This is a genomic window from Pseudomonas sp. 09C 129, from assembly GCF_002843625.1.
GTDB classification, from domain to species: domain Bacteria; phylum Pseudomonadota; class Gammaproteobacteria; order Pseudomonadales; family Pseudomonadaceae; genus Aquipseudomonas; species Aquipseudomonas chlororaphis.
On record NZ_CP025261.1, the window covers coordinates 5,105,838 to 5,130,718 of the forward strand.

24 protein-coding genes are annotated in these 24,881 nt (G+C 63.8%); 8 read left to right on the forward strand and 16 right to left on the reverse strand.

Features of this window, described 5'->3' with window-relative positions:
- Positions 1–21: 21 nt before the first annotated feature.
- Positions 22–1,602 (reverse strand): quinohemoprotein amine dehydrogenase subunit alpha, encoded by a 1,581-nt coding sequence (gene peaA, locus CXQ81_RS22650; RefSeq protein WP_101339468.1) that lies wholly within the window; start codon positions 1,600–1,602, stop codon positions 22–24.
- Between the two features lie 435 nt (positions 1,603–2,037).
- Here peaA and CXQ81_RS22655 point away from each other — a divergent pair, with 435 nt between their 5' ends.
- The 3 genes from CXQ81_RS22655 to CXQ81_RS22665 all read left to right on the forward strand — a co-directional run bounded on the left by CXQ81_RS22655 (position 2,038) and on the right by CXQ81_RS22665 (position 5,039).
- The gene (locus CXQ81_RS22655; RefSeq protein ID WP_101338623.1) at positions 2,038–2,703 is read left to right on the forward strand and encodes an HAD family phosphatase; all 666 of its coding nucleotides are present in this window, start codon (positions 2,038–2,040) and stop codon (positions 2,701–2,703) included.
- Between the two features lie 130 nt (positions 2,704–2,833).
- Complete coding sequence (locus CXQ81_RS22660) at positions 2,834–3,238, forward strand: DUF1090 family protein (RefSeq protein WP_101338624.1); 405 nt, start codon at positions 2,834–2,836, stop codon at positions 3,236–3,238.
- Between the two features lie 235 nt (positions 3,239–3,473).
- Complete coding sequence (locus tag CXQ81_RS22665) at positions 3,474–5,039, forward strand: PAS domain-containing methyl-accepting chemotaxis protein (protein WP_101338625.1); 1,566 nt, start codon at positions 3,474–3,476, stop codon at positions 5,037–5,039.
- Between the two features lie 156 nt (positions 5,040–5,195).
- On the opposite strand, the gene CXQ81_RS22670 is transcribed toward CXQ81_RS22665, so the two are convergent.
- Both CXQ81_RS22670 and CXQ81_RS22675 read right to left on the reverse strand, forming a co-directional pair.
- The gene (locus CXQ81_RS22670; RefSeq protein ID WP_009044849.1) at positions 5,196–5,639 is read right to left on the reverse strand and encodes a hemerythrin domain-containing protein; all 444 of its coding nucleotides are present in this window, start codon (positions 5,637–5,639) and stop codon (positions 5,196–5,198) included.
- A gap of 211 nt (positions 5,640–5,850) precedes the next feature.
- Positions 5,851–6,240, reverse strand: coding sequence for an MliC family protein (locus CXQ81_RS22675; protein ID WP_007921876.1), 390 nt, complete (start codon positions 6,238–6,240; stop codon positions 5,851–5,853).
- 231 nt (positions 6,241–6,471) lie between these two features.
- On the opposite strand from CXQ81_RS22675, the gene CXQ81_RS22680 reads away from it, so the two are divergent.
- Together CXQ81_RS22680 and CXQ81_RS22685 are read left to right on the forward strand one after the other, a co-directional pair.
- Positions 6,472–7,962: an aldehyde dehydrogenase gene (locus CXQ81_RS22680; RefSeq protein WP_101338626.1), complete on the forward strand. Its 1,491-nt coding sequence runs from the start codon at positions 6,472–6,474 to the stop codon at positions 7,960–7,962.
- A 220-nt stretch (positions 7,963–8,182) separates the two neighbouring features.
- Positions 8,183–10,084: an amidohydrolase gene (locus tag CXQ81_RS22685; protein ID WP_101338627.1), complete on the forward strand. Its 1,902-nt coding sequence runs from the start codon at positions 8,183–8,185 to the stop codon at positions 10,082–10,084.
- 223 nt (positions 10,085–10,307) lie between these two features.
- On the opposite strand, the gene CXQ81_RS22690 is transcribed toward CXQ81_RS22685, so the two are convergent.
- The 4 genes from CXQ81_RS22690 to CXQ81_RS22705 are packed head-to-tail and all read right to left on the reverse strand — an operon-like array spanning position 10,308 to position 15,913.
- Positions 10,308–11,615 (reverse strand): NAD(P)/FAD-dependent oxidoreductase, encoded by a 1,308-nt coding sequence (locus CXQ81_RS22690; protein WP_101338628.1) that lies wholly within the window; start codon positions 11,613–11,615, stop codon positions 10,308–10,310.
- Positions 11,612–12,289, reverse strand: a complete 678-nt coding sequence (locus CXQ81_RS22695; protein WP_101338629.1) for a S8/S53 family peptidase — start codon at positions 12,287–12,289, stop codon at positions 11,612–11,614. The genes CXQ81_RS22690 and CXQ81_RS22695 overlap by 4 nt, the downstream gene beginning before the upstream one ends.
- Positions 12,279–13,997 (reverse strand): ABC transporter ATP-binding protein, encoded by a 1,719-nt coding sequence (locus CXQ81_RS22700; RefSeq protein ID WP_101338630.1) that lies wholly within the window; start codon positions 13,995–13,997, stop codon positions 12,279–12,281. Before CXQ81_RS22700 ends, CXQ81_RS22695 begins: the two co-directional genes overlap by 11 nt.
- Positions 13,997–15,913, reverse strand: a complete 1,917-nt coding sequence (locus tag CXQ81_RS22705) for a sigma-54-dependent Fis family transcriptional regulator (RefSeq protein ID WP_101338631.1) — start codon at positions 15,911–15,913, stop codon at positions 13,997–13,999. Before CXQ81_RS22705 ends, CXQ81_RS22700 begins: the two co-directional genes overlap by 1 nt.
- 865 nt (positions 15,914–16,778) lie before the next feature.
- Between CXQ81_RS22705 and CXQ81_RS31115 the strand changes: the two genes are divergently transcribed.
- Together CXQ81_RS31115 and CXQ81_RS22710 are read left to right on the forward strand one after the other, a co-directional pair.
- The gene (locus tag CXQ81_RS31115; protein WP_157832265.1) at positions 16,779–16,955 is read left to right on the forward strand and encodes a hypothetical protein; all 177 of its coding nucleotides are present in this window, start codon (positions 16,779–16,781) and stop codon (positions 16,953–16,955) included.
- Positions 16,956–18,161 carry a hypothetical protein gene (locus CXQ81_RS22710; RefSeq protein WP_101338632.1) on the forward strand — a complete coding sequence of 402 codons (1,206 nt, stop codon included), beginning with the start codon at positions 16,956–16,958 and terminating at the stop codon, positions 18,159–18,161.
- A gap of 43 nt (positions 18,162–18,204) precedes the next feature.
- On the opposite strand, the gene CXQ81_RS22715 is transcribed toward CXQ81_RS22710, so the two are convergent.
- Genes CXQ81_RS22715 through CXQ81_RS22725 form a run of 3 tightly spaced genes read right to left on the reverse strand, consistent with a single transcriptional unit; the run spans position 18,205 to position 19,124 of the window.
- Entirely contained in the window at positions 18,205–18,522 is a 318-nt protein-coding gene (locus CXQ81_RS22715; protein ID WP_256593413.1) for a hypothetical protein, read from the reverse strand.
- Between the two features lie 21 nt (positions 18,523–18,543).
- On the reverse strand, positions 18,544–18,930 hold the full coding sequence (locus CXQ81_RS22720; RefSeq protein ID WP_101338633.1) for a hypothetical protein: 387 nt from the start codon (positions 18,928–18,930) through the stop codon (positions 18,544–18,546).
- On the reverse strand, positions 18,927–19,124 hold the full coding sequence (locus CXQ81_RS22725; protein WP_177323800.1) for a hypothetical protein: 198 nt from the start codon (positions 19,122–19,124) through the stop codon (positions 18,927–18,929). The genes CXQ81_RS22720 and CXQ81_RS22725 overlap by 4 nt, the downstream gene beginning before the upstream one ends.
- A gap of 515 nt (positions 19,125–19,639) precedes the next feature.
- Here CXQ81_RS22725 and CXQ81_RS22730 point away from each other — a divergent pair.
- Positions 19,640–19,903, forward strand: coding sequence for a hypothetical protein (locus tag CXQ81_RS22730; RefSeq protein ID WP_101338634.1), 264 nt, complete (start codon positions 19,640–19,642; stop codon positions 19,901–19,903).
- 158 nt (positions 19,904–20,061) lie between these two features.
- Here the strand turns inward: CXQ81_RS22730 and CXQ81_RS22735 are convergent, their stop codons facing one another.
- From CXQ81_RS22735 to CXQ81_RS22760, 6 genes are all read right to left on the reverse strand, one after another.
- Complete coding sequence (locus tag CXQ81_RS22735) at positions 20,062–20,757, reverse strand: outer membrane protein (protein ID WP_101338635.1); 696 nt, start codon at positions 20,755–20,757, stop codon at positions 20,062–20,064.
- A 60-nt stretch (positions 20,758–20,817) separates the two neighbouring features.
- Positions 20,818–21,591: an OmpA family protein gene (locus CXQ81_RS22740; protein WP_101338636.1), complete on the reverse strand. Its 774-nt coding sequence runs from the start codon at positions 21,589–21,591 to the stop codon at positions 20,818–20,820.
- A 14-nt stretch (positions 21,592–21,605) separates the two neighbouring features.
- Positions 21,606–22,019 (reverse strand): DUF4398 domain-containing protein, encoded by a 414-nt coding sequence (locus tag CXQ81_RS22745; protein WP_101338637.1) that lies wholly within the window; start codon positions 22,017–22,019, stop codon positions 21,606–21,608.
- 275 nt (positions 22,020–22,294) lie between these two features.
- Positions 22,295–23,050, reverse strand: a complete 756-nt coding sequence (locus tag CXQ81_RS22750) for a carbonic anhydrase (protein WP_101338638.1) — start codon at positions 23,048–23,050, stop codon at positions 22,295–22,297.
- A gap of 89 nt (positions 23,051–23,139) precedes the next feature.
- The gene (locus tag CXQ81_RS22755) at positions 23,140–23,583 is read right to left on the reverse strand and encodes a hypothetical protein (RefSeq protein ID WP_101338639.1); all 444 of its coding nucleotides are present in this window, start codon (positions 23,581–23,583) and stop codon (positions 23,140–23,142) included.
- Positions 23,580–24,785, reverse strand: a complete 1,206-nt coding sequence (locus tag CXQ81_RS22760; RefSeq protein WP_101338640.1) for an EAL domain-containing protein — start codon at positions 24,783–24,785, stop codon at positions 23,580–23,582. Before CXQ81_RS22760 ends, CXQ81_RS22755 begins: the two co-directional genes overlap by 4 nt.
- Positions 24,786–24,881: the final 96 nt, after the last annotated feature.

Sequence of the window (24,881 nt, forward strand, 5' to 3'; positions counted from 1 at the left end):
TCGTCAGTCACGGACCGCGCCTTAGGGGATGGGTGGATTGTTCCAGCGTTGCACGGTGACGATCAGGTGGCCTTCGCCGGTCAGGGATTTCCCAGCGTCGTCGACGGCGGCGATCACCTTGAGGTTGCCGGCGTTGTTGGTGGACATCTTGCGCTGCGGGTTCGGCCCGGCATCGCCTGGAATGAATACGCCGCTGTCGGCCTGCATCTGGCCTGCGAACTTGACGTCCTCGTCTTCCCTGGCGCGCTCGTCGAAGGCCTCGACCTTCCACTGCGCCGGGAACACGCCGATGCGGTACGGCTTGCCATCGGCGCCCTTGCCCCAGGCTTCGGCATCGAAGCGGCCCTGGACTTTCGGCGTCGAGCCACCGCCGTCGCCGACCCGCGCCACCGAGAACTCCGGCACCACCTTGACTTCGGAGATGCTGCTGTAGACCGATAGCGTCGGGCCTTTCAGCGTGCCGACGGTGACGTTGCGCAGGCCCGGTTGGGCATCGGCGGCCGCCTTGAGCCTGACCTTGATCCGCTCCGCGCTCTGCTCGATGACCTCGACCACTTCCACGCCTTTGCCAAAGCCCGGCTTGCCGGTGAGGCCGCTGCCGATCAGGGTGACTTCAGCTTCGGCGCCGGCCTTCAGGTAACCCGGCTGCACCGCCAGCAAACGGCTGCTGCCCTGCCTGGCGGCGACGAAGTCCAGGCCGCGCTCGTCGTGCTCGGCCTCGAACATCCGGCCCTGCAATGCATTGCCTTTGGCGGCGAATACCTGGCGCATGCTCACGCCGTCGATGCTGACATTGCCGCGCCATTCGTAGCCGCTGTAGAGAATCGCGCTGCCCTCGCCGTTGAACGGGCTGCCGTCGGCGTACTGGCCCTTGATGCCGACCTTGAAGGTGTCGTTGCCATCGGCAGCGACGCTCATCACCCCGGCCAGTTCGCCCTTGCCCGGCAGGTGTCCGCTGAAGCTCCAGTCGCCCACCAGGGTCTCGGCCTTGGGCGCGCTAGCCAGCCATTGGGCCCAGGCCGGGTTGTCCAGCGGATAACGCTTGGCCAGCAGCGACACCATCTCCTTGCGCGCCAGGTCGAACCAGTCGCGGTCGCGGGACAGCGCCTGGTATTCCAGAGACGGCCATTGGCCAAGGTGGAAGTTCACCAGGCGCTCCCACTCCTGGGCCGGGCGCCGCTGCAGGGCGACCCGCGCGCCGGAGTGGCAGCGTCCGCACATCTGGCGGGTTTGTTCGTCGAATTTTTCCACGGTGTTCAGGCGCCGCTCCAGGGCGTAGCGCACACCGTCGGTTTCGCTCGGCGCCAGGCCCTGGGTGTCGGCCAGGTATTTGACCAGGGTACGACGGTCGTCGTCGCTGATCTGCAGGCCATGCATGACCTGCATGCGGGCGATGCTCATCAGCCAGCCTTCCGGGGTCTTGCGCTGGTGGCTGATGCGGCTCAGGCCGCCCGCCGTTTCCGGGGTATGACAGCCCTGGCAGGTTTCCTTGAGGATGGCCTGGGCCTCGCGCGCGGCAAGGCTGGGAGGGGCATGCAGGGCGGCGCAGACCGCCAGCGCCAGCAGGCCGCTGGACGTGCCTGCTCGGAGTGTTCTCTTGATCAAGGTCGGACCTCCACGGAGCTTTTTATTAGCGAGCTTTATTATTGTTGCGCGTCGTTTTTATGGTTTCTGCCATGCCCGGTGGCGCCGGGCACGGAGGCAAGAGAAACGGCTGGGTTGAGCAATACACGGAGCGTGCCAGCTTACAAATAATGTGTCTTATCAATGAGTTGCTGAAGTTACAGGACACATCTCCCAGGCAACCGCCGGCCGACCGCGTTTAATTTCGCGACAACTGTTCCACTCTGAGACGAGACCCGCCTACGCCCGCAAAAGCAGAGGAGTCTTGAGAGCTAAGCACAGGAAGGGAGAGGTGGCTGGCGGCGGGGGCAGCATTCTGAATCACCCCGAGAAATGGCTGTGGCGCCCCCCTCGGCAGCTGCTACGATGCCTGGCTTAACCGCTTCAGCCACCGGCCCTGACAGGAATCGCGCCATGCTCAATGCCCTGCTTTTCGATCTCGACGGCACCCTGACCGACACCGACCAACTGCACCTGCTGGCGTTGCAGCAGTTGTTGCTGGAGGAAGAGGGCCGGGTGTTCACCCAGGAAGAGTTCGCGGCCCATGTCAGCGGCCAGGCCAATGCCAATATGTGCCGCTACCTGTTTGCGCAGCGCTCGGTGGCCGAGCACGAGGCTTTCGCCGACCGCAAGGAAGTGCGCTTTCGCCAGCTGTCGCCACGACTGACGCCGATGCCGGGCCTGCTGCGCCTGTTGGATTTCGCCCGGGAACGCGGCATCGGCGTCTGCGTGGTGACCAATGCGCCACGGGCCAATGCCGAGCACATGCTCGACGTGCTGGGGCTGGGCGATCGCTTCGACAGCGTGCTGGTGGCCGAGGAATTGCCGCGGGCCAAGCCCGACCCGCTGCCCTATCTCACCGGCCTGGAATGCCTGGGCGCCAGCGCCGAGGCCGGGATAGCCTTCGAGGACTCGATCCCCGGCCTGACCGCCGCGGTCGGGGCCGGGGTCTTCACCGTCGGCCTGGCCACCAGCCAGAGCCCCGAGGCGTTGCTGGCCGCTGGCGCGCATCTGGTGGTCGAGGATTTCAACGACCCGCGATTGTGGGCGGTGATCGAGCGGATGCTCGGCCCACGCTGAGACCGGGCACTGCCCGGTCCGATCGGCAAACCCAGAAATATCCCTAGGCTTTTTCAGTTGTGTCTGATGGTCCGGCGCGCGTTGGCTCTTGAAGATAGCGCCCCGCACGCCTGTCGTATCAAGGACCTTCATGAACGCCCTCACCTCCCTTTCCCTGCTGGCCCTGCTGGGCCTTGCAGCCAGCACGGGCCATGCCCAGGAAGACCTCGAACCGGCCCCGCCGGAAGCCACCAGCAGCTGCCTGACCCGGGGCGAAGCCATCAAGAGCAGCCTGGAAAAACTCCTGCCCGACCCTGAGCAGCGCCAACTGGCCGGCCTGCAACGGGCGCTGGAACCGCTCAGCGACTATTGCGACGGCCTGCACTTCGAGCACAACCCGCCCCTGCGCCAGGCCGAATACCAAGTGATATTGCGCCAGATGGAACTCGACGCCGCGCAGCGTTATGGCGACCCAAGCATCATCGACAAACGCAAGGCCCGGCTGACCCACGCCCTGCAAGTCCTGCAATACGCCCTTGGCGCCCACGGCAACTGAAGCGGTTTCTTGCCCGATAAGCTTCATCACCGGCTCGCTTCGGCGAGCCCGGGCCTCCTTCAGCGCCAGACTTTCCCAACAGATTCAACAACCTGCGAAATCCGTTCGGGAGTATTCAGAATTCCTCGTGAATGGGAATGCAACCAATTGTTATGCAAGGAATTTTCTAATATTTAGCTAAGATTGTTCTGACTCGTGCCGATGGATTTTGTAGGACACAGGGAGCAATCTGGAAATGAGAAACAATCAGCCCGTTACACAACGTGAAGTGGCTTTAGGGTCAAACCAGAAACTCATCTCCACCACCGATGCCCATGGCGTCATCAGCTACTGCAACGATGCCTTCGTCGACATCAGCGGTTTCGACCGCGACGACCTGATCGGCGCTCCACAGAACATTGTCCGTCACCCCGATGTCCCCCCCGCGGTATTTGCCCATATGTGGGCGGCGCTGAAACAGGGCCAGCCGTGGATGGGCATCGTCAAGAACCGCTCGAGAAATGGCGACCATTACTGGGTCAACGCCTACGTCACGCCGATTTTCGAGGGCAGCCGGATCGTCGGCTACGAATCGGTCCGGGTCAAACCCAGCGCCGAACAGATCCGCCGCGCGCAAGGCCTCTACCAGCGTCTCAACCGCAAGCAGCCGGCCATCCCCCGTCGGCATCGCTGGCAACCGGCCCTGCTGGGCTGGGCGCCGTTCCTGGCCACGGGCCTGGCCGGTAGCCTGAGCGGTATCTGGCTGGCGCAGCCTTTGGCGCTGGCGGTGGCCGCCGGGCTCTCCGTGCCCCTGGCGCTGCTGGCGATGCAGCGCCAGGGCAATGCCGCCCGGCGCCTGCTGCAACTGGCCGACTCGTCCACCTGCGACCCGTTGATCGCGCAGATGTACAGCGACGCCCACGGCCCCCAGGCATGCCTGGAAACCGCCTTCGTCAGCCAGGACGCGCGGCTGCAAACCTGCCTTACCCGCCTGCAGGACAGCGCCGAACAGCTCAATGCCCTGGCCAGCCGCTCCGATACCCTGGCCAGCGACAGCTCCCGTGGCCTGGACCGCCAGCGGGTGGAAACCGAGCAGGTGTCCGCCGCGGTCAACCAGATGGCCGCCACCACCCAGGAAGTGGCCAGCCATGTGCAGCGCACCGCCGACGCCACCCAGGCCGCCAACCAGTTGACCGACCGTGGGCGCGAAGTGGCCCGCGATACCCGCGAAGCCATCGAGCGCCTGTCGCAGGTGGTCGGCGAAACCGGGCAGAACGTGGCGCAACTGGCCAGGGACAGCGACGAGATCGGCACCGTGGTCGATGTGATCAAAAGCATCGCCGACCAGACCAACCTGCTGGCGCTCAACGCCGCCATCGAAGCAGCCCGCGCCGGCGACATGGGCCGCGGTTTCGCGGTGGTGGCCGACGAGGTGCGCCAGCTGGCCCAGCGCACCGCGCAATCCACCCAGCAGATCCATGAACTGATCACCCAGTTGCAGAGTTCCTCGCAAAACGCCGTGCAGAGCATGGAAAGCGGCCAGCGCCAGGCCGAGGAAGGCGTGGCCCGGGTACTGGAGGCGGACCAGGCGCTGCTGGGCATCAGCGAGGCGGTGGCCAACATCACCGAGATGACCACCCAGATCGCCGCGGCCACCGAGGAGCAGAGCGCGGTCGCCGAGGAAATCAGCCGCAATATCAGCACCATCGCGCAATTGGCCGACCAGACCTCGGAGCAGGCCCATCACTCGGCCGAACTGAGCAAGGAACTGACCCGGACCGCCACCACCCAGTACTCGCTGGTGGAACGTTTCAACCGCTAGGTTCGGGGTGTACGGGTTTATCGCGAGCAAGCGTTCCTGCAATGGATGCTGTTCCTGTAGGAACGAGCTTGCTCGCGATCGTGGGCCTGGCCCTCCCCCCGTCACGTACAAAAAAGCCCGCCAATGCGTGGGCTTTTTAATTCTTCGAGGGCCGTCTCAGTCGGCCGCCAGCTGCTGCCGGTACTCCTTCACGTAACCGTTGGCCAACTGGTCCTTCTGCTTGTCGTCGAGGATCTTGCCGGCCATCTGGAAGAACTTCTGTTCTTCTTCCTCCAGGTGGTGATGCACCTTGTCCACCAGCTTCTTCGCCGTGGCCAGCCAGGCCGGGCTGGACATCTCGGTGTCGTCCAATGCCTCCATCAGCTCGTCCATCGCGTGGTGCTCGGCAATCGCGTGCCGGCTCAGGTCGACGCCGTTGTCGTGCTCCATCAACGGCAGGTAGAAGAAGCGTTCCTCCGCCGTCTCGTGGGCCTGTACTTCGGCCTTGAGCTGGGCGTAGGCCGCGCTGCGTTCGGGGCTGTCCCCCGAGGTGCGCATCAGTTCGGCAGCGTAGCCGCGCTGGCGTTCATGGCTCTCACGCAGGGCTTCGAATATGTTCACGGGCACATCTCCACGGCAGGCTTGTCTTGACTAGACACTGGCCGTTCGACGGCAGTTCAACCGCAGATAATGGCCGTCCCCCCTCTGTAGGAGCAGCCGGTCGACGCTCGATTGCTCGCGATGACGGACTGGCGTTCGACGCGCAAACCAGAGGGTCCGTGCCGACCTCTCGCCAGCAAGCTGGCTCCTACAGGCGGATGGGGGCCAGGCGTTACTGCTCCTCGGTCTTCTGCTCCTGGCAGTCCTTGAGCAGTTGCTGTTCCTTGGCGGTGTGGTCGGCTTCCAGGAAGCTCAACAGGCCGCTGTCGCCCTGGGTGTGCCAGCGGTAGCTGTTCTGCTCGTCGTCGGCGACATACAGCGCGCCGGAGGCTGCACGGGCGATATGCATCGGTATCAGCTGGCCCTTGTAATACAGGGTGGCGAACGAGGCGCCGTTATCGATGTTCAGGTACGCCGCCTGCACCTCTACCCCACCCTCGCAGCGGTAGCTGGCCAGGCTGCTCTGGTACGCCGGCAGTTCCGGCTCGGCCGGGGTCGTCGCGGCCTGGGCGAACAACGGCGCCAGCAGCAAGGTGGTTCCCAGAATCGTTGCAATCTTCAATGTACAGCTCCTTGTTCAGTGCACTTTCATGACAGGCCCCTTTACGACGAAGCAGGCCCCCATAAGTTCAGGCCGGGGTGTCTCAAGGCATTCGCAATTTGCGACAGCTTGTATCCGCAGCCCTTCCGTCACATCAAATAAACCCTATTAAAATCATATAGTTAATCGCAATTAAAAACTGGCACAGCGGTTGCGAAAGCCCTCGCCTCACGCATAACAAGAGGTTCTGTCATGGCTATTGCAACCCTGCTCCCCGCCACCACCGCCTTTATCCAGCGCGCCCCGCGCATGCTGATCGGCGCCGAATGGGTCGAGGCCGCCGACGGCCAGACCATGCCCCTGCGCAACCCGGCCACCGGCGAGCAACTGTGCGTGGTGCCGCGGGCCACGGTGGACGATGTCGACCGCGCGGTGCTGGCTGCGCGCCAGGCCTTCGACGATTCGCCCTGGAGCCGCACCCGCCCGCGGGAACGGCAGAACCTGCTGTGGAAACTCGCCGACCTGATGCAGCGCGACGCCGAGCTGCTGGCGCAACTGGAGTGCCTGAACAACGGCAAGAGCGCCGCGGTGGCCCAGGTCATGGACGTGCAACTGGCCATCGATTTTTTGCGCTACATGGCCGGCTGGGCGACCAAGATCGAAGGCAGCAGCGTCGAGGTCTCAGTGCCGCTGATGCCCGACCAGCAGTTCCACAGTTTCATCCGCCGCGAAGCGGTGGGCGTGGTCGGCGCCATCGTCGCCTGGAACTTCCCGCTGCTGCTGGCCTGCTGGAAGCTCGGCCCGGCCCTGGCCACCGGCTGCACGGTGGTGCTCAAGCCGGCCGACGAAACCCCGCTGACCGCGCTGAAACTCGCCGAACTGGTGCAGGAAGCCGGCTACCCCGACGGCGTGTTCAACGTAGTCACCGGCACCGGCATCACCGCGGGCTCGGCCCTGACCCACAACCCACGGGTGGACAAGCTGACCTTCACCGGCTCCACCGCGGTGGGCAAGGAAATCGGCAAGATCGCCATGGACAACATGACCCGGGTCACCCTGGAACTGGGCGGCAAGTCGCCGACCATCGTCATGGCCGATGCCGACCTGGGCAGCGCCGCGGCCGGCGCTGCCAGCGCGATCTTCTTCAACCAGGGCCAGGTCTGCTGCGCCGGCTCCCGGCTGTATGTACAGCGCAAGCACTTCGACAATGTGGTGGCCGATATCGCCGGCATCGCCAACGCCATGAAACTCGGCAGCGGCCTGGACACCAGCGTCGACATGGGCCCGCTGATCTCCGCCCGGCAGCAGGAGCGGGTCTGGCGCTATATCGAGATGGGCCGGGACAGCGGCGCCACCCTCGCCTGCGGCGGCGAGCGGTTCGGCCCCGGCTATTTCGTCAAACCGACGGTGATAGTCGACGTCGACCAGCAGCATTCGCTGGTGCAGGAAGAGATCTTCGGCCCGGTGCTGGTGGCCATTCCTTTCGACGACGAAGCCGAGGCCCTGCGCCTGGCCAACGACAGCCCCTACGGCCTGGGCGCGAGCATCTGGTCCAACGACCTGGCGGCGGTGCACCGGATGATCCCGCGGATCAAGTCCGGTTCGGTCTGGGTCAACTGCCACAGCGCCCTCGACCCGGCGCTGCCGTTCGGTGGCTACAAGATGTCCGGCGTGGGCCGGGAAATGGGTTACGCGGCGATCGAGCATTACACCGAGCTGAAATCGGTGCTGATCAAGCTCTGACGACCCGCGATAGCCCATAGCGCAAGCGCTCCTCAACGGCGGCGCCGGGGTCTGTCCGGCGTCTCCCGACGACTGGTTTAGCGTCGCCGACCCGCTGCCCGGCCTGCGCCCCGAACGGCTGCTACGCTCAGCCCGAGCCGGCTCGACAGCTGCCCTGCGAGCCTGGCTCACCCACCTTCAACCCACACCTCATCACCACCGAAAACCCGAGGGAAGCATCATGGGATCAAATGGATATGATCACGACGGGGTCCAATGCGGATGCCACAACCCCATCTGGAACGCTCTGAAGGACACACTCGACCCGGCCAGCCATACCGCCAGCCAGCCACAGGACGCCAATGAGCTGGCCAAGGAACCGGCCGGCGAGTCCATCATCTTTACCAACGGCACCATCTACCCCTTGCGCGACGGCAACATGGACGAACGGGTCGAGGCCCTGGGCATCCACGCCGGCGACGTGGTCGCATCCGGCACCCTGGCCGCCGTCGAAGCCCGCATGAAAACCCTGGGCATCACCTACAAAAAGCAGTCGTTGAACGGCAGGACCCTGTTGCCCGGCCTGATCGAACCCCACGCCCATATCGTGCAGAGCTGTGCCATGGAAGGCTGGCTGAACCTGGGGGCCATCGATACCGACAACCCCGATGAGCACAAGAACCAGCGGCTACGGCCCACCTATGACTGGCAATGGTTGAAAAGCACCATCCAGGCCAACCTGCCCAAGGACAACTCGACCTGGATCCTCGGCCATCAGGTCGATCCGGCGCTGATGCCCTTCCAGGTCGTACCCCACGGCCTGAACAGACTCATCACCTTCCACTGTGGCCCCGGCGACGACATCGGCAACCTGGACACCATCGACAAGCAGCATCCGATGCTGCTGATCAGCGCGTCCATGCACACCGCCTACCTGAACACCGCGGCCAGCGATGCGGTGTTCAAGAAGACCGGCGTCAGGGCCGACAACGGTGTCCTGCAGGAAGCCCAGGTGCTGGCCGCCATCAAGAGCATTCCCCTCAGGCAGCAGCTGGAAATACTCAATATCTTCAAGCACCTCGAAGACTACTTCGACAAGGCGTCGCGCCGCGGGATCACCCTGCTCTACGACGCGATGATGGACCCCCAGTCGAAGCGGGTACTGGGCGCCTACTTCCTGACCCGCCCCAGGAAGCTGCGGATCGGTTATGCCGCCGCCTGCGATGGCACGCCCGAGGCCATCGGCAAGCTGCCGCGCTACCAGCCGGTCAGCCGGGAACAGGCCAAGCGCTTCTACCAGGGCTCGGTCAAGCTGGTGTCGGACGGTTCCAACCAGGGGCTGACGGGCTACCAGGCCACGCGCTACTGCTGCGAGGCGACGCGGCCGGTGGGCAACTTCAATTTCTGCGACCAGGACCACACCCCGGTCACCCCACCCGATGCCTACAAGACCGTGGTGCGCAATGCCGTCGAAACCGGCTGGCCGCTGATGATCCACGCCAACGGCGACCGGGCCATCGAGTTCACCCTGCAAGCCTACGAGGCGGCCTTGCAGGGCGGCAGCGCCCTGGAAAAACGCCACCGCATCGAGCACTGCTCGCTGCTGACCGCGGGCACCCTGCAGACCCTGCAGCGCCTGGGCCTGTCGCCAAGCTTCCTGATCGGTCATGTCGGCTACTGGGGCTACGCCTTCAAACAGGCGATCTTCGAAGGCAAGGCCGAACAGATGCTCGACCTGTGCCAGTCGGCCCTGGACCACAACCTGAGAATGACCCTGCACAGCGACTGTTCGGTAACGCCGTTGGGGCCGCTGCGCTCCATGGAGCAGGCGGTGACCCGCAAGATGGAAGGCATTCGCGATGCCCAGGGGCGGTTCGTCCATGACCCAAGGCTGCAACCGATCCTCAATGAAGCCGAATGCCTGACGCGCAAGCAGGCCTTGAAAGCCATCACCTATGACGCGGCCTGGCAGTGCCACGCCGAAGGCTGGACCGGGTCCCTGCAGGACGGTTATTTCGCGGACCTGGTGATTCTCGAGCAGGATCCCCTCGACGAGAAAGTGCCGGCCACCAGCATCAGGGACATCAAGGTCTGTGAAACCTGGAAAGGCGGCCACCGGGTGTACGTCAATCCCGATCGCTGACCGTCAGCTGTCGCAAGCCGGGCGGCGGGGTTTGGATGGCCGCTGCGCGGATCGCGGGCAAGCCTCGCTCCTACAAGGGCGTCTCATCTTCTGTAGGAGCGAGCTTGCTCGCGATCAATCGTCCAGGCGCCACACATCCGACGATCGATCGTTGGTGCCTTTGCGGCGGCTGCGCCGCCGATCGCAGCCTGCGGCAGCGGCTACAAAAGCCGCCACCGTCGCATCAGGGCTGGTATCCCTGCCCCAGCAACCAGCCGCGCACGGCCTTGTCCTGCTCCGCGCTCAGACCCGCCAGCAGCTGTTGCGCCGGCTCGTTGGGCAAGCGGCGCAACAGCGGCGCCAGCTCCACCCCTTGCACATGCCAGATGCCCAGCGGCTGGTCCGGGGTGATCACCACCTCGGCTTCGTCCACCAGGCCGTCGCGCAATACCGGGGCGCGCTCGATACGCAGGGCGGAAAAGTCCGCGACGCGATGCGCCGGCTCGCGGTCCGGCCATTGCCGGCGCGCCTGCCAGAACGGCTGTTCGGCCCAACGCTGCTCGTCGGCGTAGAAATCGCGGCCGATGCGGGCAAAACGCAGGAACAATTGCTCCACCCGCCGGGCATGGAAGCGCTGCGCCAGCGCCGCCCGTTCGGGCCGTTGCAGCAGCGTGTTGATCACCGCCGGCGCCTGCAATGCCGAGGACAGCGACTGGAAGATCCCGTTGCCCGACAGTGGGTCCACGGCCATGGCCGCATCGCCCACGCGAATCCAGTTGGCGCCACACACCTGCGGGCACAGGATCGCCGTGCTGCTGCGCGCGTGCAGCTGCACATCAAGCTCCGGCCCAGCGCCGAAAAACGCCCGCGCCAGGGCCGAAGCCTGTCGTCGCTGGCGGCAGTAATCCAGCAACTGCGCCTTGCCCGGCAGCGCGGCGCTGGCCACGTCCACCGTCAGTTGCCAGTAACACTGGCCGTCGGCCTGGCGCGCCATCCAGGCCCAGCCGTCTTCCAGGCTGTGCACGGCGCTGGCGGTGCTGCCCGGCGCGCCCTGCCAGCGGTTGAGCAGGCTGAGGGTTTCCGGGCCCCGCAGGCCTTTGCCCAGTTCTTTACTCGATGCAGGCGCCTGGCGCCCGCGGGCCTCCACCAGAAAATCCGCGAAACGCTCGGCCTGCCCCTCGATCCGCAGCCGATGCCCGTTCGCCGTCGACTGCACCTCCAGCACCCGGCCCTCGATCAGTTCGACCCCGGCCTCGCGCAGATCCTCGCGCAGGCCGCGATCGAAGCGCGGGCGATCCAGCAGGTATTCGACGTTCTGCGCATGGCTCTGGCCGTTCCACACCACCTGACGCTGGGACGCCTGCAACGCCGCCTCCAGCCCACGCCCCAGGCCGGCGCCACGCAAGGCTTCGAGCACCCGCAGCGACACCCCTTCGAGCGCCGGGAAACGCCGCCACTCGCTGACCAGCGCCACCGCGTAACCCAGGCGGCGCAAGCCCAGGGCCACCGCGGCCCCCGCCGGGCCGGCGCCGAGCACCAGGATCGGCCTCATGTCCAGCCGCGCCGTTCGGGGCCGTGATAGCGGGCGTGGGTCCGCAGCCACTGGACCACCTGCGGGTTATCGGCGTCGCGGTGTTCGCCGAGGTAGCGGGCGATATGCCCGCTCAATGCCGCGCAGCCCAGGCTGGCGCCGGACTGGCCGGGGTGGCTGCCCTGCACACAGGCGGCGAAGTCGGCCTGCTGGCTGTCGAGCCACGACCATTCGCCGGGGGTGCAACGGGCATCGCCGGTGACCCGCAGCACCCCCGGGTAACGCGCCGGGTACACCCCCTCGCCCTGGGCCGGCGTCGAGGCGCACAACAGCACGCCACGGGCCAGGGCGGCCGCGCAGGCTTCGCGCAACAGGCGGCGGTCCTGGCGCAGCCCCAGGCTGAGGTTGACCAGCCGCACCTGCTGGCTGACCAGCCAGTCCAGGGCGCTGGCGATCTGCAGCGCACTGGTCACCCCGCGCTGGTCGAACACTTGGGCCACACAGAAACGCGCCTGGGGCGCCCGCGCGCTGATCGCCTCGATAATCGCGCTGCCGTGGCCGAGGGGGTCCTCGCGCAAGTCGCCCTCGCCGACCCCGTCTTCCACCAGGTAGAAGCGCCGCCCGGCCACCACCTGCGGGCGTTGCACGGCCGTATGCCCGCTGTCGACCACGCCGATCCGCAGCTCAGGCTTCATGGGGCACCTTCACGGAGTGCAACACGCCGTCCACCAGCTCGAAACGCAGGTCGGCGTCGGCCAGGGTCGACGGCCGATGGCTGATCAGGATCCGCGTGCGTCCGGCGAACAGCCGGTCGATGGCCTCGATCACTTCGCGCTCGGTGCTTTCGTCCACCGCCGAGGTGGCTTCGTCCAGCACCAGGATCAACGGGTCCTGGAGCAGCGCGCGGGCAATCGCGATCCGTTGTTTCTGCCCGCCGGACAGCTGCTGGCCGCGCTCGCCCAACGGGCTGTCCAGGCCCTCGGGCAGCGCTTCGATCAGGCTGTCCAGTTGCGCCAGCCGCGCCACCTCGGCCACCGCCGCGCGCGGTGCGTCGGGCACGCTGTAGGCCAGGTTGTCGGCCAGGCTGCCGCGGAACAGCACGATGTCCTGGCTGACCACGGCGATGCGCCGGCGCAGCTCGAACAGGTCGAGCTGGCGCAGGTCGATACCGTCCAGCAGCACCTGCCCGGACTGCGGGTCGTGGTGGCGTTGCAGCAGGTCGATCAGGGTCGATTTGCCGACCCCGGAACCGCCACCCAGGGCCACCTTCAGGCCATAGGGAATGCGTGCCTCGATGCCGCGCAGGGTGCTCGGCCGCCCCGGGTGGCTGAAGTGCAGATCACGAAAAGACAGCTCGCCACCGCTGGGCATCGGCAACGGTTGCGCCGGCGTGGTCACGCTCGGTTGCTCGCCGCGCAGCTCCATGACCCGGCCCAGGCTGACGCTCATGCGCTGGATCGCCACGTACAGCCCCAGCAGGCTCTGCACCGGCCCCACGGCCATGCCCAGGTAAGTGGAAAAGGCGATCAGTGCGCCCAACTGCCAGGTGCCCTGCACCACCCAATAACCGCCGATCAGGAACGCACAGGCCCGCGACAGCGAAGTCAGGGTGCCGGGCACCGCCTGGGTGAAGAACTCGCTGACCTGCAGGCGCAGCAACTGGCTCATGTAGCCCTGCCCCAACTGTTCCAGGCGCCGGGCTTCGCGCTGTTGCTGGCCGGCGCTCTGGATGAACTTCATCACCGGCAGTGTCTCGACCATGAACGACGACATGTCCGCCGAACGCTCGCGCAGTTGCCGCACATCGCGCTCGACCTTGCGCCGCATCCAGCGCAGCCAGAGCACGTCCAGCGGAATCAGCAGCAGCGCCAGCAGCGACAGCTGCCAGGACAGAGTCACCAGCAGCGCCAGGGCCACCACCAGGCCGATCACGCTGGACACCGCGGAGAACAGCGAATCGACGGCAAAACGCTGGATCTCCGCGACGTCGCCATCGAGCCGCGACATCAGGTCGCCAATCCGCCGCTGGCCGTAGAAGCCCGGCGACAGGCGCTGCAAATGGCGGTACAGGTCGTCGCGCAGGGCGAACAGGATCCGCCCCGACAGGCGCGTGTGCAGGTAGCGGTTGATGCCCGACAGCGCGGTGCCCAGCAGCCCGGCGAGAATCATCAGCCCGACGATCCACGCCAGCCTCGGGAAATTGCGCGCCAGCAGGCCGTCGTCGATCAGCAGCTTGGTCAGCCACGGCTGCACCAGCACCAGCAACGAGGCGCAGACCGACAGCGCCAGCAACCCGGCGATGGCCAGGCGCTGCGGGCGGACAAACCCGTACAGCCAGCGCAAGGCGGCTTGCAGGGCCGCGGGGTCGGGGCTGTCCACCAGCCGGCTGAGCAGGCGCGACATCAGCTGCGCAACTGCTTGAGCTTGCGGTACAGGGTCGCGCGACTGATGCCCAGGGCATCGGCGGCGGCGGAAACATTGCCCTGGTGGCTGTCCAGCGCCTGGCGGATCAGCTCCAGCTGGTTCTCGCGGATGCTGCCGCTGGCCGGGCGTTCGCTGGCGTTGAGATCGTCGAGCATGCTGTCGGGCAGGTGCTCCAGGCCCAGGACCGCGTCGCCCGCCTCGCGCATGGCCAGGGCGGTGCGCAGGACCATCTCCAACTGGCGGATGTTGCCCGGCCAGTGATAGCCGGCCAGCAGTTGGCGCAGGTCCTCGGCCAGGGCCGCGCCGGGGCTGCCGAGCTTGGCCAGCAGCACGTCCAGCAGCGCGTCGAAGTCCTCGCGCTCGCGCAGCGCCGGGAGCATCACGCTGATGCCGTTGACCCGGTAGAACAGGTCCTCGCGAAACTGCTTGTCGGCCACCTGCTGCTTGAGGTCGCGGTGGGTGGCGCAGATCAGCGCCACATCGATGTCCTGCTCTTCGCCGGCGCCCAGCGGCGCTACCTTGCGGTCCTGCAACACCCGCAACAGGCGCGCCTGCAAGGCCAGCGGCATATCGCCGATTTCATCGAGGAACAGGGTGCCGCCATGGGCCTGTTGCAGGCGGCCGATCATGCCGCCACGGCGCGAGCCGGTGAAGGCGCCCTCGCGATAACCGAACAGCTCCGACTCGATCAGGCCCTCGGGGATCGCCGCGCAGTTCACCGCGATAAAGGGCTTGTCGGCGCGACTGCCCGCCATGTGCAGGGCGCGGGCGATGACCTCCTTGCCGGTGCCGGTTTCCCCTAGCAGCAACACCGGCAAGGCATTGGCCAGGCCCTGCCGGGCCATGCGCAAGGCCCGGGCATAACGGCTGTTGCTGCCGGCCAGGGTGTCGAGTTGCGGGTCGGGCTGCGCCTGGCTCGGGGCGTTTTTCGACGTGCTGCGTGGCACGCTGCTGACATTGATCGAGCGTTGCGGGGCGCGCAGGGTCTTGTAGAAAAACTCGCCCTTGGCGGTCTGCAGGCTGCCGATGCCGCCCTGTTGCAAACGGCCGAGCAGTTGCACGCCATCCACGCCAAGAAACTCTTCGCAACGCCGCCCCACCAGTGCCGAACGCTCGGCGCGCAACAACTGGCAGGCCTGGGCGCTGACCGCCAGGATCTGCCCGCCGAGACTGACCGCGAGCAAGCCTTGCCACGGCGATTCGAGATACTGCCGACGACTGTGGAACGCCAGGACAATCTGCTCGGGAAAGCTGTTGTTGAACACCCGGCTCTCGATCTGGCTGACCGCCATGCTCAGCAGCGCGGTGCTGTCGTGGATACGGCCCAACGGACCTTCGCGGGTCAGGTCGAGCACGCCGAGGATCTCGCCCTGGGGGCAGTGGATGGGCACCGAGGTGCAGGAAAAAGGGCTCAGGCGATCCAGGTAATGTTCGCCGCAGTCGATCAGGGTGGTGCGCGCTTCCACCAGCGCCGTGCCCAGGGCATTGGTGCCGCGATTGGCTTCGCTCCAGCAGGCGCCGAGGGTGATGTCCTGCACGCCGCGGCCCTTGAGCCGGTCGGCCCGGCCTTCGACCGCAAGAATGGTGGCGTCGGCATTGGCCAGGATAATCAGGCCGTCCTTGCCCTGGCGCTCGGCCAGGTAGTCGATGGCGGGTATCGCCGCGTCGAGCAGCAGGCGATTGCTCGCCAGCAGCACCTCGAGGCTGGCGCCGGACTCCAGGGCCAACTCCGGCTGGCCATTGAAGTGCACGCCATGGCTGAGGCTGCGCCGCCATGACGCATCGATTTCCGCCCGTAATACACCATCGGGGACTGCGCCTTCCAAATGGAGTTTTCTGCGGGCCAGCCCGGCTTGGTGCTGCAGCTCGCCGGTTGTTGTTTTTATAAGGGTCATCAAGCGCTCCGAATCGGTCCGCCCGGCACCTCCCCGGTCCATTCCCTTGGGTTGCGAGGGGCACGCAAGCCATGGGCAATGTCTACACCCGGTTCAGAAGGCAGTAAAGGGAAGTTTGGCCCGCGGCCAGCCCTGCCATTCACAGAAGCAAAACCTGCGCCACGGGAAAAACCGCGCCGGAGCATCTTGACGTTAACGTAAAGCGGATGGCAAGAGCCGTATGGCGTCCGGTTGCCCCTGGTACTCACTGCTCGCCTGGCGGTAAACGGCCCAGTAAATGACCAGTCTGAACAGGGGGAACATAAAGCAGGTAATGCGGACAGGCTGCCAACTAAGTCCCTTTATATTCTGAAATGACTTATTGCCAATACTTACAAGAAGCCATGGTCATTCTTTAGCGGAGTTATAAAGACAACTTCGCACTATTACCACTCGCACTTATCTTTATAGCCACCTAGTAACACCACCCTTTCCCTCGCCAAGTCAGTTATCCGACAAACCTGTAACCGCTCAAAACTTCAGGGGCATCTTACTGTTTTAAATAAATAAAAAAATATTATCGGGCACTAGAAAATAATGACTACGCTGATCTTGCTGGATGCGAACGGACAGAACGCGAGTCGACAAGGAGGTCGAAGTCATGCGTCGGAACACACTATTGCCCCGCACTTCTACGACCTATCAAGACTGTCAGCTTGCACACTTCAAGCCGCCCAGAAAAGTCACCTACGCCCCACTAAATCGACCTCCCGAAAAGCTGCTTTTCAGGGCAGAGCCTGATTGGCGCCCCCTATGAAAGTCCATGGAGATGGAAAGCCCACGGCAGAAAGTAGCTTCGACTATTTCGCCCACAAGGAGAGTCAGCATGCCCAGTTCCTCCACCCCGAACTTGCGAAACTTCTTCAGAAATTTCGACTCGGGAATCATTAACGGTTTGCCTGCGCTTCTTTACAGCCATCAGACCGATGCCAATGGCGACCTGCTGTTCCTGCGCCACTACGTGAACAACGAAGACACTCCTCAAACAGTCACAGGTGCCTGAATGAATACCAAATGGTTGAACGGCTTGAACATTTTCTATGACGACAGCAGCAACGAATCCCTGCGCGGCGTGCTGAAGACCGATGTCAGCGGTCACCTGGTCGGCACCTATCAAGGGCCGAAGGCTTCCGGCTACACCACGCTCTATGGCCGCCTGGAGACAAAAAATGGCACGCTACGCCCGAGCTATCTGCTTCCCGCCTTCACCCAGCGGACCCAGAAGGATGTCGACACCACGCCGATCCAGGGCAGCGACGACTTCGTTGCCGTCTGGGCCAGCAACGACCCGGGCGCCTTTCGCATCTTTGCGCGCAAATACAGCGTCAGCGAGCGCCAGGGTATCGGCGCGCCCTTCACGGAAACCCTGATCAGTGGCTCCAACGGTGATTACGTCTGCCCCAGGGTCATCTACAACCCCGCCAACTGCCACCTCTTCGCCTGCTGGATCGGCGTGACCGAACGCCAGTTGCAAGGCATCTGGCTGGACAAGGACACCCTCGAGCCGACCAGTTATCCGGTGATGATCACCTCTGCCGTCTATCCGACCCTGTTTAATCCCGGTGCCGATCTGGACACTTCCACCTACGAAAATATCGTGCTGATGAACCATGGCGACGGGGTGATCGTCGGCGTCCAGGAAACCCTGAGCAAGATCAATTTCCTGCGAGTGGGCAGCCCCTCCTCCGGCAAATCGCCGGTCAATCTGATGACCAGTTACTCGCAAACCGGCATGGGCAAGTTCCATGCAACCTTCGACACCGCGCACAACAACATCATGCTGGTTTATATCGGCACCAGCGCCTATGTCTATGGCGACCGAGTCCGGATCTTCGGCAAGGCTGATCAGTCTGAGGCTGAGCAGTACCAAAGCGATCAGGAACTGCAAGCCCTCTCCCCCGTTCGCCTGAACAACAATGTCTACGCCTCGAGCCAGCCCTATATCAGTGCCATGCCGGCCACATGCGGTGTCATTGACTTCCTGGTGACCTGGAGTACCGGTTATACCGGCATCTTTTTCAACCGGTTCGATGACGCCTTCATCCCCTTGGCGGCGGAAACATCGATCAACCCGAACGACAGCGGCAATACCTTTCCAAAAGCCGTCGCCAGCGACAACCAGATCGCCGTACTGCTGCAGGCGACCCGTTTCAACGGTAACGCCCTGGGCGCCCAGGGCATCCTGGCTTATGTGAGCAACTACGACTGAGCCGCGCTGCCTCCTGCCGGCCTCCCGGCAGGAGGTGTGCCGTTCATCGCGGATAAATAATCGTAAAGGTCGCCGCGCCATTGGCCAGGCCCGGCGTCACGATGGTTTCTGTCTCCCCTCTTTTGAGATGGAACCCGGGAAACGTCACGATCCCGGAGATCCCCCCAATCAGCAACAGCTTCCCCCAGGGACCGCCGTGTTTTAACGGAGCGCGGGCCATGATGGCGGAACAGTTTTTCAGATGGTCCAAGAGCTCATCCATTTTCGTATAGGCCATGTGCAACGCGACGCCAATCCAGACAAGTGTGCCGAGAATCACTACACCACCCAGATACCCGAAAGCAATCTCAGGGGTACTCATTTGTGGCTCTCGTAAATAACCTCAAACAACACCCAGCTTGACCACCGCCGCAAGGCCCATCATGACCACTATCAGCGCTAGCGCACTCCACTGCAGCACGACCAACTTGCGCTTAAGCGCCGCAGGAAAACCCAGCAAGTCCTCGGCACTGACCCAGCCACGCTTAAGGTAAAAATGGGGGAAGGTTACAAAACCGGAAATGCTCCCGACCAGAATCAGTTTCCCCCATGGGCCACCGTGCCTGAGCGTGGTCAGCGTGCTGAGCACAGCACTGTTTTTCAGATGATCCAACATCAAGTCCATCTTGGTGTAGGCCATGTGCAAGCAAATACCAAGCACAATAAATATCCCTGCAAAATCGACGAGTCCGACCACCAGAAATATTTTGTCTGCCGTATTCAGGCTCATTTGACCGCCTCATAAATTTTCTCGGCCATGGCTTCCCCGGCAGAGTTACCAACGACACCAGCCGTAAAAGAAGCACTTCCTACAACCACGACACCACAAGCCAACGAGGCTAAGCCAGCAGTTGGAACACCCAGTGCGACGCACAGTGTTCCGACAATAGGCGTCGTTAAAAAGGCTTCAAGGCGCAGCCACATACCCCCCTCCTCCCTGATAAACGACGCGTCCAAGCAAGCCGTTGAGCGTGTTGGCGCTATTGATAAGGCGGGGGGATGGTGCTGACCGTCATCTGTCGGCTCAAGCGGATAGAACACTTGAACAGGGTAAAAACGTGTATTTCAGGAGAGTCCTACAAGCGTGCCTGTACTTGTCTGACGCTGGAGCCGGATCAAGGTCTGAGATGGCGTATTGGTCGCCTACTCTGTTGTTACGTTCGGTCATTGAGTCGGGGCTTGCGCTCATGAAGGTGCGTCATTACTCTGCGCCGGTCGCTGCCAAATCAGCGACCGGGTGTAGGAGCCCGAGTATCACACCGTGCACGAGCGCCCAGCTTTTTCTGGGTGCTTTTTGCTGCCCTGTGTTTATGGCGGCTGTGCGCGGGCACGCTTCGGCGTGGCCGGGTCGTGTGACCGGTCTCCTACCCCGCGTACAGCTGCCACCCAGCTTGTAGGAGGGTTTGGTGGTAGCCCACTCAACACACGGAGCTACATCAATGAACGGATATATCCCGCTTCACAGCACTGCCACCGAGCATCCTGTCCTGCTGATCGATTCCAGCGCCTCGCTGGTGGACTTGCTGGCCTGCGCCGACCGGCGCGTTCGCGCCATTCACAAACTGATGAACAGCCTGTCTTGCATGACCGCGCGTACCGCGGATGAAAGTGATTTGTTCCAGATCGCCGATATCGCCTCGCTGCTGCTGAGCGATGGCGTGGCCTTGCTGGATGTGGCGCAGGGCAAGGCGATGCAAAGCTAACGCCAGCGCCGCGCGATCACGCGCATGCCCCCTGAACCTTTCGGTTCGGGGGGAGCCCGGAGGCTGGGCGTTATGGTTGACGTTCATCGCCAGCACGCCGCTCCGGCAGCTGGGCACGCTCCCGCAGGAGCGCGCTTGCGATGGCGGTCTTTACCGGCCTAGAAAGCCCAGCGCATACCCAGCACGACTTCGCTGGAAACCAGGTTGGCCTTCATCTTCTCGTCCTGCAGGCCGCGGGCATTCGGGAAGTTGTTCCAGCCACTTTCGGTGTCGCCCATGTCGACGTAGCGATAGCCGAGGTCCAGGGCCAGGCGATCGGTCACGTCGTAGGCAACGCCTGCGCCGAGGGACCAGGCCAGGTTGGTCTGGGTCGCCGAGCCGTACTGACGCGACTCGTTACCCTGCCAGCCCTTGGACTCGAGTTGGGCCAGGCCCAGCCCGGCGGAACCGTAGAGCGACAGCTTCTCGGTCACACGAAAGTCCCGATAGGCGTTGAGCATCACGCGCCTGGACTCGATATGGTGCTCGTTGAGGCTGGTGGGGAAGGTGGTCGAGCCGCTGGTGAATTTGTCCTTTTGCGGCAGGGACAACTCGCCCTCCACGCGCCAGCCATTGCCGAACCGGTAACCGACCCCGATCGAGCCGGTCATGTCCTTCTGGCTGTCGTCGCCGGAAACGAACGCCCCGATGCCGGGGCGTGCGCTGGCATCCATGTTGCGGGCCTTGCGCTCGGCACTGATCACCCGGGCGACTCCGTAGTAGCCCTCCTCTTCGGCCGGAGCGGCCGAAGCCAGCGAGGTGTAAGCCGCAGGAGCGAGCAGCAGCAAAGCGGAGATTTTTGTAAGCGTCTTCATTGTCAGGTTTTATCTCTAACGTTTAAGGGAAAGCGATACAGCCTTGATCCAGCGGCGCAGTTACCCGCGGCTGTCGACCGCCGCGGCACCGTTGGAAATGATCACCTCGACCCGACGGTTCAACTGGCGGGACTGCGCCGAGGCGTCGTCGGCCACCGGATATTCCTTGCCGTAGCCCTGGGTCTTGATGCGGGTCATGTCCACGCCCAGGCGTTCCAGGGCAAAGGCCACGCTTTCGGCGCGGCGTTCGGAGAGCGTCTGGTTGAAGGCATCGCTGCCCACGCTGTCGGTGAAGCCTTCGATGCGCACCTTGCGCTCGGGGTTGTTGAGCAGGAAGTCGGCCAGTTGCTGGACGTTGCGCTGGTTGCCGGGCTTGAGGCTGGCCTTGCCGGTATCGAACAGCACGTCGCCGAAGGTGACCACTTCACCGCGTGGCGTCTGCTTGGCTTTCATCGCCTGCAGGGCCTTGAGCTGTTGGGTACGCACATCCAGTTGCACCTGGGTGCGCTGCACGTCGATGGTGCTCAAACCGGCCTCGGCCTTGCGCCCGAGAATGGTCTGCTCGGCCAGGGCGATCTTTTGCTTGGCCAGGTAGGCGTACTGGTCGATCTCGGGAGCGCGACGGTCCTGGATGGACAGCATGTCCGCCTTGCCCAGGGCGATAAAGGCGTCCTGGGTTTCCAGGGCGGCCAGGGTGCTCGACTCAGGCTTGCTCTGCAGGTCCGAGTACAGCTTGCGTGCCTCGACCAGTTGCGGGTTTTCCGGGGTGGCGGCGCAGCCGGTCAGGAGCAGCGCGAATGCGCACAGGGAAGGGAAAATCAATGAAGTTCGCATGGAAAATTCCTCAGTTAAAAGGTCGGCGAGTCTGGATTCAACCCGGCATCAGGCGCCTGCAGCATTTCCTGCTTGAGGACCTGGATACCGGTCTGGGCATCCTTCAGTTCTTTCTGCAGTTTCGCGGTGCGCGCCATGCGCTCGGCCAGTGCCGAATCCGCGGCGATCTGCTCGGCCAGGCCCTTGGCCTTGCCAAAGTCTTTTTCGCCGAGCGCGCGGTCCATCAACATGGTCTTGTCCTGCGCGGTCTTCATCTGTACCGGCGCGTACTGGGTCGCTCCGGCGGATACCGCACGGCTCAGGGCATTGCGTGCCAGGGACACCTGTTCGTCAGGCGCGGGGACGCTGGCGCAGGCGCTGATCAAGACCGTGCCGGTGAGCAGGGAGGCCCAGAAAATGGCTCGCCGACTTGAATGCTTAGTACTCATAAAGTTCTCCAGATGTTCTCTGCCAACTAATGCTTGCAGCCCTCTTCACCCAAGTGAGAGGCAATGGAAATCCACAAGCGCATTGCCCATTGGCAATGCACAGCTGCTACTCATGATTTATTGGGCCGGTGGAGCGATGTCGCTCATCGGCACGCTCAGCGAATCAGCGCCTGACCCATCGGCCAGCGCTGGAGAGCTGTGCCTCATCTTGCGTGACCACCCTGGCCAACAACCGAGGCAACGGCCTGAGTTCCTGTATGAAATTTCCCAAGGACTCAGTCCTCGTCCACCTCGCGCTCATTGAGCGGCTGCGCCGGGCGGTGGTTGTCGGGAAACAACTGGCGGATTTTCCGGATCTGGGCCTTCGACAGCTCGATGGGTTGTTCGAACAGCACCCACTGCACCCCTTCCGTGCAGGGCGGCGTGGTCAGTGAGCCCTGGTAGAAGACATGATGGCTGGCAGCGGGCAGCAGGGAACCGAGGTCCGGCGCGTCCTTGGCACTCAGGGTCACGGCCTGGCCTTCACGCTCGGGAAGGCGCTTCCACAACGCGGCAAGCTCGCGGTTGTTTTGCCCTTCCTTGACCATAAGCCCGATGACCAGCAGACGGCCGTCCGGGCCCTGGTTGACCAAGTGCATTTCCATTGGATACGACACATGCTCGATCCGGTGTTCGCTGGGGGTATGAAAGTGGAACTGGACCAGGCGGTATTCACGGCCCTTGAACGTGACGGTTTCCCCATCACCGACGTTGGCCTGAATGCTGTGGCCATTGTTGACCACGTCGAGCGACGTCGCGCCGTAGCTGATGTTCAAGTCCGAGGCGCTGCCTCTAAGGGGGTGAACTTTTTTCAACTCGACATCGATGGGCGACTGCTGGGCGCCCTGGGCGCACAGCTCGCTGCCCAACATGCCCCAGTGCGTGGGGCCATGGGCGCCGTGGTAAGTCCAGTCAGCCCCGGCCGCGTGCTGGCTGGCCAGGGAAAAACACAAGGGAACGAACAGATAAAAAGGACGAATAAACACGTTCATGAAGCCTCGTTTGATAAACCGATCAATTCGACTGGCGCGAATCCATTTGCGCATCCCCCACTGGCCATGCACAACGGCTTGTTGACGGTTCATCGGGCCTGCTGGGCGGGCCCGCGCAACCATGACAACGCGGTGAGGCTGGCCCACTGGGCCGGTGGATCGATAATGCTCATCAGCAAGCTCAGCGAGCCGGCGTCCGGGGGGGCGGCCAGGCACGCACGCACCGGCTGGTCCGGGCTGTGCAGCATCAACTCCAGCGATGGCTCCGGGCTGTCGTAGAACAGCGCATGGCGGATGTGCGGGCGGGCGCGACAGAACTGCCGCATGTCGATGCCATAGGGCACGCCCAGGGCCTTGTTGACGATCAGCAGGTCGAACGACTCGGTGGCGCTATCGGTCAGCAATGCCAGCTCATCGAAGGTGCGGATGGGCGCGATGCGGTAGTAGTCGAGGCGGTTGAGCAGCTTCTCGATGTGCAGCAACTGCTCGTGACGCTCATCGGCGATCAGGATGCGCAGTTTCTTGTCGGTCATGCGCGCAGGCTCCGCTGTTGCCCGCCCTCGAGCCAGCGCAGCAGATCGCCGCTGCTCATGGGCCTGGCGTACCAGTACCCCTGCCCCTGGCTACAGCCCATGTTCAACAGGTGCTGGCGTTGCTCGTCGGTCTCGATGCCCTCCACCACCACCGCCATGCCCAGGGCTTCGCCCAGCGCCAGGGTGCTGCTGACCACCGCATGGCAACGCGGCTCCTGGGTCAGCGCCTGGACGAACCCGGCATCCAGCTTGATTTCGTTGAAGGGCAGTTGGAGCAGGCGCTGGAGTGAAGAAAAGCCGCTGCCGAAATCATCGATGGACAAGCGGCAACCCATCATCCGCAAGCGATACAGGCACTCCAGGCTGGTTTCCGGCGCTTGCAGCAGGCCGCTCTCGGTCAGCTCGAAGGTCAGGCTCGAACCCCGCGCGCCGTACTCACTGAGCAAGGTACGGATCTGTGAAGCGAGGGTGCCGTTGGACAATTGCCCGGCGTGCAGATTGAAGGCGAAATTCAGGTCATGCCCCAGCGTGCGCAATTGCTGTTGCAGCGCGAGCCCCTGGTGCAACTGCTGGTTCAGCAGCTCATCGAGCAAGCCGTAACGCTCCAGGACCGGCAGGAAACAAGCCGGAGACAGCACCTTGCCCGAGGCATGCCGCCAGCGAGCCAGCACTTCGACGCCGGTGATCTCCCCGGTCTCCAGGATGAATTTCGGCTGGAAGAACCCGCAGAGTTCGTGAGTCGCCAGGGCCTCGCGTACCTGCGCCTCATCCGGAAAGATCTCCGGCGGTTCGGGCGGGGTTGCGATACGCGGCGCACTGCAATGCTTTTTTAGCAGGCGCTCCAGGGTTTCGTAGTGCAGCGGCTTGCCGATATCGCCGAGCAGTTCCAGGTTCAACAGGGAAATGATCTGCCGCACCGTGCGCCGCAGGTCGGCGGACAGCGAACTGCTGATGATCACCGAGCCCACCTGCCCCGAATGGCCGACCGCCTGCAAGAACTCCAGGCCGTCCATGCCATCCATGCGCAGGTCGCACAGGGCGATATCCACCGGGCCGACCTCGTTCAGCACCGCCAGCGCCTGCGCCCCGTCCGCGGCCTGGAACACCTGCGTGCAGCCCATCTGCTGCAACATGCTCACGGCAATGGCGCGCTGGAAGGAATGATCTTCAAGGACGATGACACGCAAAGTAGAAACAGGCATTGGGACCCACCCACGAAAAGAGCTGTAGCTCATGTTGCGTCAGGGCCCCGGGAAACAACCGAGGTAACGTCCGCCGTTGCTGTATGAAATTTCCCA